The 15,909-nt window shown below is 71.1% G+C and carries 15 protein-coding genes; 12 read left to right on the top strand and 3 right to left on the bottom strand.

What is annotated here, in order from left to right:
• Positions 1-135 precede the first annotated feature (135 nt).
• A complete protein-coding gene (gene hemL, locus AB0L06_RS05850) occupies positions 136-1,446 on the top strand; it encodes a glutamate-1-semialdehyde 2,1-aminomutase (protein ID WP_500229753.1) in 1,311 nt (436 codons plus the stop codon).
• Between the two features lie 54 nt (positions 1,447-1,500).
• Here hemL and AB0L06_RS05845 read toward each other — a convergent pair whose 3' ends face one another.
• Positions 1,501-2,325, bottom strand: coding sequence for a dihydrodipicolinate synthase family protein (locus AB0L06_RS05845; protein WP_500229752.1), 825 nt, complete (start codon positions 2,323-2,325; stop codon positions 1,501-1,503).
• A 5-nt stretch (positions 2,326-2,330) separates the two neighbouring features.
• Positions 2,331-3,272 (bottom strand): EamA family transporter, encoded by a 942-nt coding sequence (locus AB0L06_RS05840; RefSeq protein WP_500229751.1) that lies wholly within the window; start codon positions 3,270-3,272, stop codon positions 2,331-2,333.
• Between the two features lie 72 nt (positions 3,273-3,344).
• Between AB0L06_RS05840 and AB0L06_RS05835 the strand changes: the two genes are divergently transcribed.
• The 3 genes from AB0L06_RS05835 to AB0L06_RS05825 all read left to right on the top strand — a co-directional run bounded on the left by AB0L06_RS05835 (position 3,345) and on the right by AB0L06_RS05825 (position 6,795).
• Positions 3,345-4,259, top strand: a complete 915-nt coding sequence (locus AB0L06_RS05835; RefSeq protein ID WP_500229750.1) for a LysR family transcriptional regulator — start codon at positions 3,345-3,347, stop codon at positions 4,257-4,259.
• A gap of 161 nt (positions 4,260-4,420) precedes the next feature.
• Positions 4,421-6,160, top strand: coding sequence for a serine/threonine-protein kinase (locus AB0L06_RS05830; RefSeq protein WP_500229749.1), 1,740 nt, complete (start codon positions 4,421-4,423; stop codon positions 6,158-6,160).
• A gap of 17 nt (positions 6,161-6,177) precedes the next feature.
• Positions 6,178-6,795: a hypothetical protein gene (locus tag AB0L06_RS05825; RefSeq protein WP_500229748.1), complete on the top strand. Its 618-nt coding sequence runs from the start codon at positions 6,178-6,180 to the stop codon at positions 6,793-6,795.
• 71 nt (positions 6,796-6,866) lie between these two features.
• Here the strand turns inward: AB0L06_RS05825 and AB0L06_RS05820 are convergent, their stop codons facing one another.
• Complete coding sequence (locus AB0L06_RS05820) at positions 6,867-7,910, bottom strand: hypothetical protein (RefSeq protein WP_500229747.1); 1,044 nt, start codon at positions 7,908-7,910, stop codon at positions 6,867-6,869.
• Between the two features lie 181 nt (positions 7,911-8,091).
• Here AB0L06_RS05820 and AB0L06_RS05815 point away from each other — a divergent pair, with 181 nt between their 5' ends.
• The 8 genes from AB0L06_RS05815 to AB0L06_RS05780 all read left to right on the top strand — a co-directional run bounded on the left by AB0L06_RS05815 (position 8,092) and on the right by AB0L06_RS05780 (position 15,716).
• Positions 8,092-8,496, top strand: coding sequence for an ATP-binding protein (locus AB0L06_RS05815; RefSeq protein ID WP_500229746.1), 405 nt, complete (start codon positions 8,092-8,094; stop codon positions 8,494-8,496).
• A gap of 232 nt (positions 8,497-8,728) precedes the next feature.
• A complete protein-coding gene (locus tag AB0L06_RS05810; protein WP_500229745.1) occupies positions 8,729-9,367 on the top strand; it encodes a histidine phosphatase family protein in 639 nt (212 codons plus the stop codon).
• A gap of 45 nt (positions 9,368-9,412) precedes the next feature.
• Positions 9,413-9,997, top strand: a complete 585-nt coding sequence (locus AB0L06_RS05805) for a TlpA family protein disulfide reductase (RefSeq protein ID WP_500229744.1) — start codon at positions 9,413-9,415, stop codon at positions 9,995-9,997.
• An 11-nt stretch (positions 9,998-10,008) separates the two neighbouring features.
• A complete protein-coding gene (locus AB0L06_RS05800) occupies positions 10,009-10,749 on the top strand; it encodes a cytochrome c biogenesis CcdA family protein (RefSeq protein ID WP_500229743.1) in 741 nt (246 codons plus the stop codon).
• Positions 10,750-10,752: 3 nt separating this feature from the next.
• On the top strand, positions 10,753-12,534 hold the full coding sequence (gene resB, locus AB0L06_RS05795; protein ID WP_500229742.1) for a cytochrome c biogenesis protein ResB: 1,782 nt from the start codon (positions 10,753-10,755) through the stop codon (positions 12,532-12,534).
• Between the two features lie 5 nt (positions 12,535-12,539).
• Entirely contained in the window at positions 12,540-13,508 is a 969-nt protein-coding gene (gene ccsB / locus AB0L06_RS05790) for a c-type cytochrome biogenesis protein CcsB (protein WP_500229741.1), read from the top strand.
• 177 nt (positions 13,509-13,685) lie between these two features.
• On the top strand, positions 13,686-14,042 hold the full coding sequence (locus AB0L06_RS05785; protein WP_500229740.1) for a hypothetical protein: 357 nt from the start codon (positions 13,686-13,688) through the stop codon (positions 14,040-14,042).
• A 441-nt stretch (positions 14,043-14,483) separates the two neighbouring features.
• Positions 14,484-15,716: a hypothetical protein gene (locus AB0L06_RS05780; RefSeq protein WP_500229739.1), complete on the top strand. Its 1,233-nt coding sequence runs from the start codon at positions 14,484-14,486 to the stop codon at positions 15,714-15,716.
• Positions 15,717-15,909: the final 193 nt, after the last annotated feature.

The following is a 15,909-nucleotide window of genomic DNA, read 5'->3' as shown; positions in this document are numbered from 1 at the left end:
GCTCGCGACACCCGACATCCCGCCTGAAGCATTCTCGCCTGTCCCGAAGGGGCAGACGACGCCTTTGCTGGAATATCGGCCGGTACCAGGCGAGGTCAAGGCGCGTCACCGAACTGCAACTGGTTGACTGGAGGTGTGACCGAAGCAGACAAGTCCCAGGAGTTGTTCGAACGGGCCGGACGGGTGATCCCCGGCGGCGTGAACTCGCCGGTGAGAGCGTTCCGGGCCGTGGGCGGCACCCCGCGCTTCATCGCGTCCGCGCGCGGGCCCTACCTCACCGACGCCGACGGGAACGAGTACGTCGATCTCGTCTGCTCGTGGGGGCCGATGATCCTTGGGCACGCCCATCCCGTGGTCGTCGAGGCCGTGACGCGGGCCGCGGGCCGCGGCACGTCCTACGGCGCCCCGTCCGCGGGCGAGGTCGAGCTGGCCGAGGAGATCGTGGCGCGGACGCCGGTGGAGGCCGTCCGGCTGGTGAACTCCGGCACCGAGGCGACCATGTCGGCGATCCGGCTGGCGCGCGGCTTCACCGGGCGCTCCAAGGTGATCAAGTTCGCCGGGTGCTACCACGGGCACGTGGACGCCCTGCTCGCCGCAGCCGGGTCCGGCGCGGCGACGCTCGCCCTCCCCGACACCCCCGGCGTGACCGGCGCGACCACCGCCGACACGATCGTGCTGCCCTACAACGACGTGATCGGGATCGAGCGGGCGTTCGCCGTCCACGGCGACGAGATCGCCTGTGTGATCACCGAGGCGGTGCCCTGCAACATGGGCGTCGTCCCGCCGACCAAGGGCTTCAACCTGCTGCTGAAGCAGCTGTGCGAGCGGTTCGGCGCGCTGCTGATCGTGGACGAGGTGCTCACCGGGTTCCGCGCGTCCGCGTCCGGCTGGTACGGCGTGGAGGGCGTCGCGGGCGACCTCATGACGTTCGGCAAGGTGATGGGCGGCGGCCTGCCCGCCGCCGCGTTCGGCGGACGCGCCGACGTGATGGCCCGGCTCGCCCCCGCGGGCCCGGTCTACCAGGCCGGGACGCTGTCGGGGAACCCGCTGGCCACGGCGGCCGGGCTCGCAACGCTGCGGAACGCGACCGAGGACGTGTACGCGGCGATCGACCGGAACGCGAAGATCGTTTCCGAGGCGGCTTCCGAGGCGCTGGCCAAGGAGGGCGTGCCGCACCGGGTGCAGCGCGCGAGCAACCTGTTCTCGATCTTCTTCACGGACGCCCCGGTCGTGCAGAACTTCGCCCAGGCGCAGACGCAGCACACCGCCGCGTTCGCCGCGTTCTTCCACGCGATGCTCGACCGCGGCGTCTACCTGCCGCCGTCGGCGTACGAGGTGTGGTTCCTGTCGGCCTCGCACGACGACACCGCGCTCTCGAAGATCATCGAGGCCCTCCCGCACGCCGCCGCCGCCGCGGCCGCGGCCGCGGCGAAGGCGTCGGTCTAGGTTCTCCTCAGGTCGGGGGCGCACTGCTGGGGCGCCCCCGACCTGGCATTTTCGCTAGAAGGCGGCCTTCAGGGCGCGCTCCACGGTCTCCGGTCGCGGCGGCTGGAACGGCGCCCGGACGGACGGGTCGTCGATCAGCCCGCGGGCGGCCAGGCACGCCTTGAGGACGGAGGGCGACGGCTCCGAGAACAGCGCGTCCACCAGTGGGACGAGCCGGTCGTGCGTGGCGAGGTCGAGGTTCGCGTAGGCGGACGGCACGAGATTGGCCGTCGCGGCGATCGCGCCTGCCGCGCCCAGCGCGCGCATGGGGAAAACGTACGGGTCGTCCCCGCACAGGACCTTCTCGCCCGCCTCGGCCAGCAGGACGAGCGTGTCGCCGTCGAGGCCGCCCGGACAGTGCTTCATGCCGACGACGCCGTCCAGGTCCAGGATGCGCAGCAGGGCCTCGGCGGAGAGGGTTCGGCCCGTCCGGTACGGGATGTTGTACATGAGGACCGGGACGTCCACGGCGGACGCGACGGCGGCATAGTGCGCGACGACGCCGTCCTCGGTCGGCCGCAGGTAGTACGGGGCGACGACCAGCAACGTGTCCGCATAGGCCGCGCGCTCGCGTGCCTGCGCGATGGTGGCGTCCGTGCCCATCGTCCCGGCGCCGATGGTCAGCGGCACCCCGTAGGCGTCGCAGACGCCTCGTGAGACGCGCAGGACGGTCTCCAGCTCGTCCGGGGTGAGGGTCGCGGCCTCGCCGGTGGTGCCGAGCGCCACGAGGCCGTCCGCCCCGCCGTCCAGGGCGTGCCGGGCCAGCCGTTCGAGCGACGCCACGTCCACCTGGCCCTCAGGCGAGAATGGCGTGACCAGCGGGACATGAATTCCTTGCATCGGAGTCACCTCGTAGGGACGGAATCGGAGACGGGACCGGGGGCAGGGACGACGACCAGGGGCGTCCGGCGCGAGCGGATCCGGATGGCGCCGAGCGCGACCCCGCCGACGATCAGCGCGGCGGCGCCCAGCCGCGCCGGGCTCACGTGCTCGTGCAGGACGACCATCGCCGCGGCCAGTCCGAATGGAGGCACGAGCAGGGAGTACATGCTGACCGTGCTGGCCTCGTACGTGCGCATGAGGAAGCCCCACAGGCCGTAGCCGACCAGCGTGGACAGGTAGGCGATGTAGGCCAGCGCGCCCACCCCCTCCAGGGACGTGTGCGCCAGCGAGTGCCCGATCTCGCCGGGGCCCTCGAAGGCCAGCGACAGGGCGAGCATCGGCAGCGGCGGCACCAGCGACATCCACACCATGAACCCGAACGAGTCGACCGGGCCGGTGGCGTGCGCGTTCATCCGGCGCATCGCGACGTTCGCCAGGCCCCACATGAACGCCGCCGCGACGCACAGCAGGAACGCGCCGAGCGGTCCGCTCGTCCCGCCGGACTGCAGGATCCCGAGCCACGCGACCCCGCCGAACGCGACCGCCATCCCGGCGATCTGCCCCGCCTTGAGGCGCTCCCGCAGCGTCACCCACGCGATCAGCGCCGTGAACAGCGCGGACAGTTGCAGGACGACCGACGACAGCCCGGCGGGCATGCCGATCCGCATCGCGATGAACAGCAGCCCGAACTGCCCGACGCCGAGCGGCAGCCCGACCAGCAGCAGCCAGCGCGCCGGGACGGGCGGACGCCGGACGAAGAACACGGCGGGCAGCGCGGCCACGGTGAAACGCAGGGCGGCGAAGAACAGCGGCGGGTAGTGTTCGAGGCCGATCTTGATCGGCACGAAGTTGAAACCCCACACCGCGGCGATCAGCACGGCGAGCAGCACGTGGCGGAGACGCATGCCCTGATCGTCCTTAAAAGGTGTGTTTAGGACAAGCTAGAACTTCTTGACAGATGGATTTAGCATTGCTTCATGCTGGATCTCGAAAGGCTGCGCGCGCTGCACTCGGTGGCGACCTACGGGTCGGTCAGCGCGGCCGCCGACGTGCTCCACGTCACCACCTCCGCCGTCTCACAGCAGCTGGCCAAGCTGGAGCGTGAGACCGGCCAGAAGCTGCTCGAACGCAACGGCCGCGGCGTCCGGCTCACCGACGCCGCCCAGCTGCTCGTCGGGCACGCCGGCCGGATCCTCTCGCTGGTCGAGCAGGCCCAGTCCGACCTCGAGGCCCACCGCGGCGCCGTCGTCGGGCAGCTGTCGGTCGGCGCGTTCCCGACCGCGATCCGCGGCCTGTTCCCGGCCGCCCTGCGCACCCTGCACGCCGATCATCCCGACCTGCGCGTCCTGCTGAGCGAGCAGGACCCGCTGGAGAGCATGCCGCTCGTCCTGCGCGGCGACCTCGACATGGCCGTCGTCCAGGACTGGAACAACGAGCCGCTGCCGCTCGCCGAGGGCCTGGTCAAGGGCGCCATCTGCGCGGACGTCGCGGACGTCGCGCTGCCGCCCGGCCACCGCCTCGCCGGCCGCACCGGGATCAACCTGGAGGAGCTCGCGGGCGAGACCTGGATCAGCTCCACGCCCGGCTCGATCTGCTGCGACTGGCTGCACCGGACGCTGCGCTCGATCGACTGCGAGCCGCACATCGACCACCACGCCTACGAGTTCGCGACCCAGCTCGCCCTGGTCGCGGCCGGGCTGGGCGTCGCCATACTGCCCCGGCTCGGCCGCTGCGACGTCCCGTCCGAGGTCGAGATCGTCACCATGAGGGCCCCGCTCACCCGCCGCGTCTACGCGGTCTGGCGCGAGGAGGCGGCCCGCCGTCCCGCCATCCGCGCCGCCCTGGACGCCTTCCGGACGGCCGTCCCCGCCGACGTCCCCGTCCCCGCCTGACCTTCCACCCCCGACCGCCCGCCCACACGTGCGGGTGGTGAGCGGCGGGACTCACGAGCCCCGCCGCGTGCCCACCCTCGTGCGCGCGGGTGTTCACGGTCGGGGTGGGAGGATCCGCTACATTCGCCCGGATCGATCAAGGTCCGAGGGGTGCAGGCGACATGAGCGGGTGGCGGGTCCCGGGGTTCACGACGGTCCGGGAACTCGGCGCGGGCGGGCAGGGCTCGGTGGTACTCGCCCGGCACGACACCGCCGGGACGCTCGTCGCGATCAAGTACGTCGCCGCCGACGCGGACCGGGCCCTGCTCCGGCACGAGGCGGCCATGCTCGGACGCGCCGACAGCCCGCACGTCGCGCGGCTCTTCCAGCTGGTGGAGACCGACGAGGGCGCCGCGATCGTCATGGAGGCCGTGGACGGGGTGCCGCTGCGGACCGTCCTCGAGCGCGAGGGCGCGCTCGCCCCGGAGGCCGCCCTCACGGTCCTGAAGGGCTCGCTGTTCGGCCTCGCCGCGGCGCACGCGCTCGGGGTCGTCCACCGGGACTACAAGCCCGCCAACGTGGTCGTCCCGCCGGACGGGCGCAGCAAGCTGATCGACTTCGGCATCGCCGTCAGCGCCGGGCGGGAGAGCGGCGGAGCCGGGACGCCGCCGTACATGGCGCCCGAGCAGTGGCGGCGCGGCGTCGCCACTCCCGCGACCGACGTCTATGCCGCGACCTGCGTGTTCTTCGAGTGCGTCGCGGGCAGCCGGCCGTTCTCGGGATCCCTGGCCGCCATCGAGGACGCCCATCTGAACGAGCCGCCGCCGGTCGAGGCCGTTCCGGAGGCCCTGCGCCCGCTGGTCGGGCACGGGATGGCCAAGGATCCGGCGGAGCGCCCGCCGAGCGCGGCGGACTTCGTCACCGAGCTGGAAGCCGTCGCGTCCGCCGCCTACGGGCCGGACTGGGAACGCCGGGGAGTCCGGGCCCTGGCGGCCTCCGCCGCTGCTTTGGCGTCCTTGTTCCCGATCGCCGCGCTGATCGGCTCCAGTGGCGGTGCGGCAGGCGCGGGCGCGGGGGCCGGCGCCGGGGCGGGCGGCGCCGCCTCCACGGTGGCCGGGACGTCCGCGGCGGCGTCCCAGGGGCTGCTGGCGTCCACGACGGCGAAGATCGCGCTGGGCGTCGCCGCGACGGCCCTGGTCGCGGGCGGTGCGGCGACCGTCCGGCACTACGCGGCGTCGCCGCCGCCGAAGCCGCGTCCCACACCGAGCCCGACGCCGACCGTCCAGCTCGTCGCGTCCCACCAGTGCAAGGTCAGCGGGCCGTTCGGCGACGACCAGACCCCGAAGAGCGCGCCCCCGAAGGTCCGGACGGCCGTGCGCCTCCCGGCCGGGGCCGCCGTCTACCGCACCGTCCCGGGCGACTACGTGGTCGGGCCCGCCGGGCAGACCTGCTCCCACTCGTCCGGGAACAGCGCCGCCGCCGGGACGATCGGCCGGGGCGGGGCGGCCGGGAGCGTCCTCACCTACTCGCCGTTCTCGATCGGCTCGTTCAACATCTCCACGTGCCTGTACTTCCCGGACTCGCCCGAGGCCGCCAAGATCAGGAAGTCCGGCGGCGAGTGCACGTCCGACCTGCGCGTCCGCCGCCCGCTCGACCTCGGACGGCCGTCCCCGAAGATGATCGTCGGGCTGGACCCGAGCACGACCGAGGCCGCGCCGCCGTCGCCGTACGTGTCGGTCGTCCTGGGGATCATGAACGGCCCGTCGCTCACCTGCCGCCTTCCCCAGGCGCAGGCGGACGTCTGCACCGCCGCGCTGACCTTCGGCGTCGAGCGGGCGACCGCCGAGAACCCCCTCACGTCCGCGGCGCTGGCGGGGGTCCAGCGCCAGATCGCCGACGCGGTCGCCGCGTCCAAGCGCTGAGCTGGGATGATGAAGCCATGACGTACGAGCTGCTCCTCTGGCGATCCGACCGCCCGCTGACCCGGGAGGACGCGGCCGGGATCGACGAGACCGGCGCCGAGCCGACCCCGGTGATCGGGGAGTTCGTCATCGAGCTGCGCCGCCTGCACTCCGACGTCCAGGTCACCGAGACCGGCGGCGGACGCTTCGCGCGCGTCGAGATGGCCGACGACCGCGCCGACCAGGTCTCCACGGACGTCTACGCGATCGCGCAGGGCCACGGGCTGATCGTCTGGGACCCGGTCCGCGGGCTCGTCCACAACATCGCCCCGGTCGGCGTCTACCCGGGGATGCAACTCCACACCGGCGACGGGATGGTCGTGATCGATCCGGACCTCGGGCTCGTCCGGGACGTCCTGACCCGGCTCGGCCCGGAGAACCCGTTCGCCGCGCTGGTCGTGTTCGGCCACCACTTCATCCAGGTGTCCCCGGAGGAGGGCGCCTACGAGCTCGAGTACAAGGACGGCGCGCGCGGCGAGCTCTACCGCGCGCGCGTCCCCGAGCTGGCCGAGGTGCAGCGGGCCTTCACCGAGTACGCCAACGACGACCGCGGCTTCCTCGACCGCCACACCTGGGCGAACGTCAGCACGGGCTGAGCGTCACCACCGGCTGAGCGTCACCACCGGCTGGACGTCACCACCGGCTGGACGTCAGTGCCTCTTGGACGTCAGTACCGGAAGATCGCGCCCTGCGAGGTGGGGATGCCGTCCCAGACGAAGGCGCCCGTGGCCCAGGCGGACGTGCCGCCCGGCACGTGGGACAGGTGGCCGACCCGCGTGTCCTTGCCCTTCACCGTGGGCAGGGCGGCCTTCGTCCAGTGGCCCTTGCTGAAGTGGAACATCTCGGAGTGGGTGGAGGCCCACACGCCGCCCTTGCCGTCCTGGGCCATCGAGAGGACGTTGTTCTTGGTCGGCGGGTCGAACCGGCGCCAGGACTTCCCGTCGAAGTGCAGCGCCATCGGCAGGGTGGCGTAGTTCGCCGGGTTCACGTACCGCGCGCCGGCGATCCACACGTCCGAGGACGAGCGGGCGGTGACCGTCCGCAGCTCCGACGCGTGGCCGCCCACGACCGGCAGCGCGGGCAGCTTGACCGTGGACCAGGACTTGCCGTTCCAGTGCCGGGCGACCGGGGACGGCTTCGCCGACCCGTTGTCGCCGACCGCCCACATGTTCTTGCTGGAGACCGAGGCTCCGGCGGTCATCCTGAACCCGGGCTTGAGACGGCTCCAGGACTTTCCGTTGTAGTGCCAGGTGCCGAACTTGAACCCGCTGTACTCCTCGCCGTGGACCCAGACGTCCTTCGGGCCGTTGACGACCGCGCCGCCGATCTCCGACGTCGCCTTCCAGGTGTGGGAGACCGTCCACTTGGCGCCGTTCCAGCGCAGCGCGTACGCCCCGGCCGCGCCGGCCGCGAAGGCCCAGACGTTGTTGGTCGCCGATCCGGCGACGGTGTAGATGTAGCCGCTCTTCTGGAGCGCCGCGGGGAGCTTGGTGTCGGACCATCGCTTCCCGTCGAAGCGCCAGGCGTGGGGCTTCGCGCTGACGCGTCCCACGACCCAGACGTTCTTGCTGTTGATCGCGGTGACGCCGGTGTAGGTGGCCTTGGCCTCCGTGCGGGCGGTCCGCCAGGCCGGGGTGGCGGCGTCCGCGGCCGGGACGAGCGCGGCGAGCGCGACTCCGGCGGCGGCGACGATTGAGACTGAACGGCGCATCGTTGGCCTTTCTCGTGATCTTGCCAGTGGGACGCCCGAATTGATCTTCGGGTTGTCACACCCCGGGGCGGTATTTCCGGCGCGAACGGTGTCCGATTCGTCCTATCTTGTGTGGCGGAAGGGGAACGAGGTGGCGCGGCTCGGGAGTGGGCCGGTGCGTCACCAGGGTCGGGGGTGCGCCGTGTACGGAGCCGAGGTCGGAGAGCTCATCGGGGCGGTCGAGCTGGCCGCCGTCGCGTCCAGCGTGGCGCTCGCGCGCCGGTTCGTCCGGGACGAGCTGGCGGACGATCCGCGCCGCGACACGGCCGAGCTGCTGGTCTCGGAGGCCTGCACCAACAGCGTCCAGCACTCCCGCTCGGGCGACGGCGGCTGCTTCACCCTGGCCCTGCACGACCGGGGCGGCGTGCTCCGCTGCGAGGTCGTGGACGAGGGCGCCGAGACCGTCCCGACCAGGCGCGTCGGCGACGAGCCCCGCGACAACGGGTACGGGATCATCCTGATCGAGTCCCTGTCCGACCGGTTCGGGTTCTCCTCCGGCGAGTCGGGCCGCCTCCACACCTGGTTCGAACTCGGCCCCACGGCCTGAAGGCGTCCCGCCGCCCGACCGCGTCCTACCGCCCGACCGCGTCCTGTCGTCGGACCGCGTCCCACCACCTGCAGGCGTCCCACCGTCTGACCGTGTCCCGTCGTCCGGCCGCGTCCCGGCAGGTCGCGTCCATGGTCTGACCAGGCGTTTCGGTGCTCGTCCGGGCTCGGTTCTCCCGTGCGCGTGGGGGCGGGGCGGTTGGCGTCCGCGGGGCGGGTAGCCTGGCGACGCGATGACTGAGAAGACGATCGTTCACCTGCTGCGGCACGGTGAGGTGCACAATCCTGACGGGGTCCTGTACGGCCGGCTGCCCGGTTTCCGCCTGAGCGAGGACGGGAACGAGATGGCCAGGACGGCGGCCAAGTGGTTCGAGGGGCGCGACGTGACCGCGCTGTTCTCCTCGCCCATGCAGCGCGCCCTGGAGACCGCGGCCCCGCTGGTCGACGCGTTCGAGCTGCCGGTCACGGTGGACGATCGGCTGATCGAGGCGGACAACCACTTCGAGGGCCTGACGTTCGGCGTCGGCGCGGGCAGCGTGAAGCGGCCCGAGCACTGGCGCTACCTGTGGAACCCGTTCCGCCCGTCCTGGGGCGAGCCGTACACCCAGATCGCGCGCCGGATGCGGTCCGCGGTGATCGCCGCCCGGGACGCCGCGGCCGGCCACGAGGCCGTCTGCGTCAGCCACCAGCTGCCGATCTGGATCCTGCGCCTGCACGCCGAGCACCGCCGCCTCTGGCACCACCCGGGCCGCCGCGAGTGCAACCTCGCCAGCGTCACCAGCCTGGAGTTCGAGGGCAGCCGCCTGGTCGGGGTCTCCTACGCCGAACCCGCCCTGGGCATCGGCGGGGGGACCGGTGTCGCCGGCGCCTGAGCCTGTCGGTACATTGAGTACTACGTCTTGTAGTAGGAGGGTGCGTTGAGCCCCCGGATCTCCCTTGTGGGCGCCGCCGCGGCGTCCACTGCCGCCGTCGTGCTGCTCGCGGGCTGCGCGGGCGGCGGCACCGGCGGTCCCGCCGCCGGCGACAACCGGTTCATCGCCGGCAACGGCAAGATCCAGGAAGTGTCCCTGTCGAGCCGCCATGCCGCGCCGCGGGCGGACGGCAGCACGCTGGAAGGCAAGCCGGTCAAGCTGTCGGACCTGCGCGGCAAGGTCGTCGTGGTCAACTTCTGGGCGTCCTGGTGCGCGCCCTGCCGCGGCGAGGCGCAGTCGCTGGAGCAGGTCTACCAGCAGAACAAGAACAACGGCGTCGAGTTCCTCGGCGTCAACTTCAAGGACGACAAGGACAACGCCATCGCCTTCGAGCGCGGGCGCAAGGTGTCCTATCCGAGCGTGTTCGACGGCGACGGCCGCATCGGCCTGGCGTTCAAGGACGTCCCGCCGAACGCCATCCCGACCACCCTCGTCCTCGACCGGCAGGGCCGGATCGCGGCGCGGGTGCTCGGCGCGACGACCTTCTCCACGCTGAATCCGATCGTGACCAAGGTCCTCGCGGAAAAGTGATCCTCGCGGCGGTGAACACCGAGACGACCGTCACCAGCGGCTCGCTGCTGGCGGCGGCCCCGCTGGCGGCGCTCGCCGGGCTGGTGTCGTTCGTGTCGCCGTGCGTCCTGCCGCTCGTTCCCGGCTACCTGTCGTACGTGACGGGGATGACCGGCGCGGACCTCGCCGAGCAGCGGCGCGGCCGCCTGCTCGGCGGCGTCGCGCTGTTCGTCGGCGGCTTCACCTTCGTGTTCGTCAGCATGGGCGCGGTCGCGGGCGGCCTCGGCCGCTGGATGCTGGAGTACCAGACCCCGATCCAGCGCGTCCTCGGCGTCATGACGATCGTGTTCGGGCTGGCGTTCATGGGCTTCATCCCCGGCCTCCAGCGGACGCTGAAGACGGGCCGGCTGCCGAACGCGGGCCTGGCCGGGGCACCGCTGCTCGGCGTGATCTTCGGCCTGGGCTGGACGCCCTGCATCGGCCCGACGCTCGCCGCCGTCCAGTCCCTGGCGATCACCGAGGCCAGCTCGACCCGCGGCGCGCTGCTGTCGGTCGCCTACTGCGTCGGACTCGGCCTGCCGTTCCTGCTCACCGCGCTCGCCTACCGCCGCGCGCTCGGCGCGTTCGCCGCCGTCAAGCGGCACTACGCGCTGGTCATGCGGGTCGGCGGCGGGATGCTGGTGCTCATCGGGCTCGCGCTGGTGACCGGGCTCTGGAACGAACTGACCATCCAGATGAAGTCGTTCATCGGCGGCTTCGAGACCCCGATTTGAGCCATGGCCGAGACAGAGACTGAGAGCGCGAAGGCGGAGAAGGCCACCACGCCGGACGAGGTGGAGGAGGCGGCGACCGCCGCCCCGGCCGGACGCACGCCCGCCGCGGAGGGCCCGCGTCCCAAGGGCATCGGCCCGATCGGCTGGCTGCGCTGGGCGTGGCGGCAGCTCACCACCATGCGGACGGCGCTGATCCTGCTGTTCATGGTGGCGCTCGGCGCGATCCCCAGCTCCTTCCTGCCGCAGCGCCCGCAGGCCCCGGAGAAGGTCACCGTCTACTTCCAGCAGCACAAGGCGCTCGCGCCGTGGCTGGACAAGTTCTCGCTCTTCAACGTGTTCTCCGCGCCCTGGTTCGTGGCGATCTACGTCCTGCTGTTCGTGTCCCTCGCGGGCTGCGTCATCCCGCGCCTGGTCAAGCACTTCAAGGCGATGCGCGCCCAGCCGCCCGCCGCGCCCCGCAACCTGAAGCGGCTCCCGCAGTCGGCCACGTTCGAGACGATCCGCACCCCGGACGAGGTGCTCGCCGAGGCGAAGGCGCTGCTGAAGAAGCGCCGGTTCCGGGTCGCCGACGGCAAGGGGGCCGTGGCGTCCGAGAAGGGCTACCTGGGGGAGCTCGGCAACCTGCTGTTCCACCTGGCGCTGCTCGGCCTGCTGTTCTCGCTGGGCGTCGGCAACCTGTTCGGCTACCGGGGGGACGTGCTGCTCCGCGAGGGCTCGTCCTTCGCGAACACGCTCGCCCAGTACGACCAGTTCAAGCCTGGACGCGCGTTCGACACCGGCCAGCTCTCGCCGTTCTCGATCACGCTGGACGACTTCCAGGCCAAGTACGAGCTCAAGGGCCCCAAGCGCGGCCAGGCCACCGACTTCCACGCCTCGCTCACCTACCGGGACACCCCGAACAGCCCGCCCAAGCACTACAACCTGAAGGTCAACCACCCGCTGGAGATCGGCGGGACCAAGGTCTACCTGCTCGGACACGGCTACGCGCCCCAGTTCACCGTCCGGGACGGCAAGGGCCAGATCGCCTTCCGCGGCGCCGTCCCGTTCCTGCCGCAGAACCCGGTCAACCTGCAGTCCGAGGGCGTGATCAAGGTCCCGGACGCGCAGCCGGACCAGCTGGCCTTCTACGCGATCCTGTGGCCGACCGCGACCGCCACCACCGACGGCAAGCAGATCATCTCGGAGTTCCCCGCGGCGCTCCGCCCGGTGATCTCGATCGTCGGGTTCAAGGGCGACCTCGGCCTGGACAGCGGCAACGCGCAGTCGGTGTACCAGCTCGAGGGCCTCGGCAAGACGCTGAACCCGATCAAGCACGGCGAGAAGCTGATGGAGCCGGGGGAGACCTTCAAGCTCCCCGACGGCTCCGGGTCCATCACCTTCGACGGCATGAAGGAGTGGACGAGCCTCTCGGTCAACCACGACCCGGGACGCATGCCCGCCCTGGTCGCGGCCGTCCTCGCCATCCTCGGCGTGATCACCTCCTTCACCGTCCGGCGGCGCAGGGTGTGGGTCCGTGCGAGCGCCGCGGAGGACGGGCGTACCGTGGTGCATGTCGGCGGGCTCACGCTCGGGAACCCGACCCAGGAGTTCGACGACGTGGTGGCCGCGCTGCGCGGCACGCCGCAGGGCTCCGACATCCCGGAGCCGAAGACCGCGGAGCCGTCCCCGGCCCCGGTGTCCGAGGAGACCGGAACGCCGGAGGACGCGTCCACCGGCGACAAGTCCGAACAGTCCGGAGCCGAGACGACCACGTCGGCGGCGGACGACCCTTCTGACAAGGAGTGACGAGGGTGCATACCGCCGACCTCGCCAACCTGAGCGACAAACTGATGCTCAGCACCGTCGTGCTGTACATCGTCGCGCTGGTGGCCTACGCGGCCGACCTGGGCTTCGGCCGAAAGAGACAGCCCGCCGCCGCGGTCCGCACCGAGGCGAAGGTCCTCGTCGGGGCCGACGGCCCGGACGTCGCCGAGGTCGTCGCCTCGCCGGAGCCGGCGGAGGAGGACGACCGCCGCCGCATCGACTGGGCCCGCCTCGCCATCCTGCTGAACTCCCTCGGCTGGGCGTCCCACCTGGGCGTCATCCTGTCCCGCGGCCTCGCGGCGCACCGCTGGCCGTGGGGCAACATGTACGAGTTCCTCACCGCCATCGCGTTCGCCGCGGTCACCGCGTTCCTGATCGTCATGGCCCGCTACAAGGCCCGCTTCCTCGGCGCGTTCGTCATGTTCGCCGCCGTGATCGCGCTCGGCGTCGCCAACATCTGGCTGTACGACTCGGTCGGCCCGGTCACCCCGGCGCTGAACTCGTACTGGATCGCCATCCACGTCACCGCGGCGATCATCGCCACCGGCTCCTTCACCGTCGCCGGCGCCGCGACGATCATGTACCTGCTGAAGTCCCGCCGCGAGGCCGCCGGCCCGATCCCCGAGGACTCGGTCTGGTCCCGCGTCCCCGGCGTCGAGGCCCTGGACCGCCTGGCCCTCCGCGTCACCACCTTCGCCTTCCCGATCTGGACGGCCGCCATCGTCATGGGCGCCATCTGGGCCGACGAGGCGTGGGGCCGCTACTGGGGCTGGGACCCCAAGGAGACCTGGTCCTTCGTCACCTGGATCGCCTACGCCGCCTTCCTCCACGCCCGCGCCACCGCCGGCTGGAAGGGCCGCAAGGCCGCCATCCTCTCCCTGGTCGCCTTCGCCTGCCTGATCTTCAACTTCTTCGGCGTCAACTACATGTTCTCCGGCCTGCACTCCTACGCCTGAGACCCGGCCTGTGCAAGGGCGTCCTCCACACCTCGGAGGACGCCCTTTCGCATGCCCGCCAAGCCCCGGGGCCAAGAGCGACCGCGAGTTGTCCACAGGATGCGCACCGGCTTGTGATCACTCCTCGCCGTCCCGGATGATCGCTTCAGAACAGTCCGTGACGAAGGGATCACAGTCATGCATCTCACTCAGATGTGGTCGCTCATCGGCGCCGCCGTGGCGGTCATCGGTGTCATCTTCCGCCAGATGGGCCTCATCCGCTCCGAACTCACCACCCGCATCGACGGCGTCGCCACCAGACTCGACAGCAAGATCGACGGCGTCCGCGCGGAACTCGACGCCAGGATGGACGGCACCAACTCCCGCATCGACGGCCTCCGCGCCGAGATGAGCGCCAAGTTCGACGGCGTGGACGCCAAATTCGACGGCCTCCGCAACGAGATCCTGATGGCCCTCAAACCCATGGCCAGCACAATCGAGCGCCTCGACCAGGACTCCCGCGACCATCTGAAGAGTCACCACGGCCCCGGCTGACCAGCCCCCGCTTCCCCGCTCGGCCCCAGCCCACCGCCGCCCCCAGACAACAAGGTCCTCGCTCCGCTCGGGCAGTCCCATCGGGGCTCCCGCCCCAAACCCCAAGCCGGGGGCTCCGCCCCCGGACCCCCGAAGGCGGGATGGTGAGGAGGGGATGTCGTAGGAACTGACCGGAACGACTTCACTACATCATGTCGTCTTCGATGGCGTGGATATCGTTCCGCCGCGGAACTGATCGGATGGGGAGAAAATCTCCTGGCACGAGTCCCTCTTCGCCGTTTATGATCATCGCCGCCAAGGCGGTCGAATCGTCGAAGTCATGTCGAGCCTCCCTTCGGAGTCGCGTGTCGCGCTCATCGACCGTTCCGTGTGAACGCACCATCGAAGTGCGAGAAGGGCGGTCTGATGTATCGGATAAGGAATTTGACGGCGGTGGGCCCAGTGGTCGCGCTGACCGCGGCCATCGCGATTTCCGGGCTCATCGGCTCCACGGGCGCGGCGGCGGCCGAAGAGTCTCCGTGCGGGCCCAGACTCGCCACGCTCGAGTTGCCCACGACGGCGGTGCACTCGGGAGGTGTGGCCCAGGGCAGGGTGCGGCTGCGCTGCCCGGCCGGTGCCGCCACCAGAGTGGCCCTCGCCTCGGCGGACACATCCTGGGTGAGCGTGCCGGCGAGCGTCGTCGTCCCTGCGGGTGCGGCTGACGCGCCGATACCTGTCGAGACGCACCAACCAGGCAACGTGATCGGTGCACTCGGCGTCCCGATCACCGCGACGCTGGATCACCAGAGCGTGAGCCGGTCGCTTCCCCTCCAGCCTGGGCTGAAGTACTTCAAGGCCGATGTCCCGGTCATCAGCGGTGACAATGTCGGATTGCAGTTCGGACTGAACGGCAGCGCGCCCGAAGGTGGGACGGTCGTGCGGCTGTCGAGTGACAATCCCGCTCTTCGGATGCCCGCCACCGTCACTTTGGACAGGCCGAGCAGTGGGGCTTCCTTTTTCGGTTGGAGCACTCGTATTTCGCAGGATGCGAATGTCACCCTCACCGCCGAACTGCCGGGACAGAGGCTGACCGTCGATGTCGCGCTGCGCGCTTGGACCTATGACCCGGGAGACTGGAGCATCACCGCACCCCCGGTCATTCGCGGCGGCACGCTCTATGGGATGAAGCTCAACCTTCCTTATCCTGTCCCGCACGGTGGCATCAGCATCACCTTCAGTTCGAACAATCCGAAGATCGGCCTTCCGAGCGCCACGAACCTCGTGGAAGGCACGAGTGGTCCGGTGAACTTCGACATCTCCGCGGCGACCACCATCGACGCCGACGCCACGGTCACCGCGAACATCGAGGGCGTCGGCTCTCGCAGCCTGACGCTGCACGTGCTCCCCGGCCTGGCGAGCCTCGGCCTGCCCTGGGAGGTCACCGGAGGTCAGCCGTTCGAGGGGACGGTCGAGCTCGGCACGACCACGAGCGTGGCGACCACGATCCGATTGAGCAGCGACAACCCGGCGGTTCAGGTTCCCGCCGAGGTGACCGTCCCGGCCGGAGCGTCCTCGGTCACCTTCAGCGGTACGACCACGTCCGTGACGGACCTCAGCGTCGCCACGGTGACGGCCCAGTTGGAAGGGGACAGCGTCGTTCAGTACCTGATCGTCGACCCCACACCCGCAGGCTGATCATCCACCCGAGGCTCTGATCTCCGGAGCGGAGGTGCCCGCCTCCGCTCCGGACATCAAGGTCCTCGCCCCGCTCGGGCCGCCCCTATCGGGTCCCCCGCCCCGAACTCCAAGCTGGGGGCTCCGCCCCAGACCCCCGAAAGGCGACCACAGGAGCATCCAATGCTCCGAACCGGCGGACGGGTGGGCGCGA

Source organism: Spirillospora sp. NPDC052269, assembly GCF_040679435.1.
In the GTDB taxonomy this organism is placed as follows: Bacteria; Actinomycetota; Actinomycetes; order Streptosporangiales; family Streptosporangiaceae; genus Spirillospora.
The sequence above is the reverse complement of the archived record's forward strand: the minus strand, read 5'-3'. Positions and strand labels throughout refer to the sequence as shown.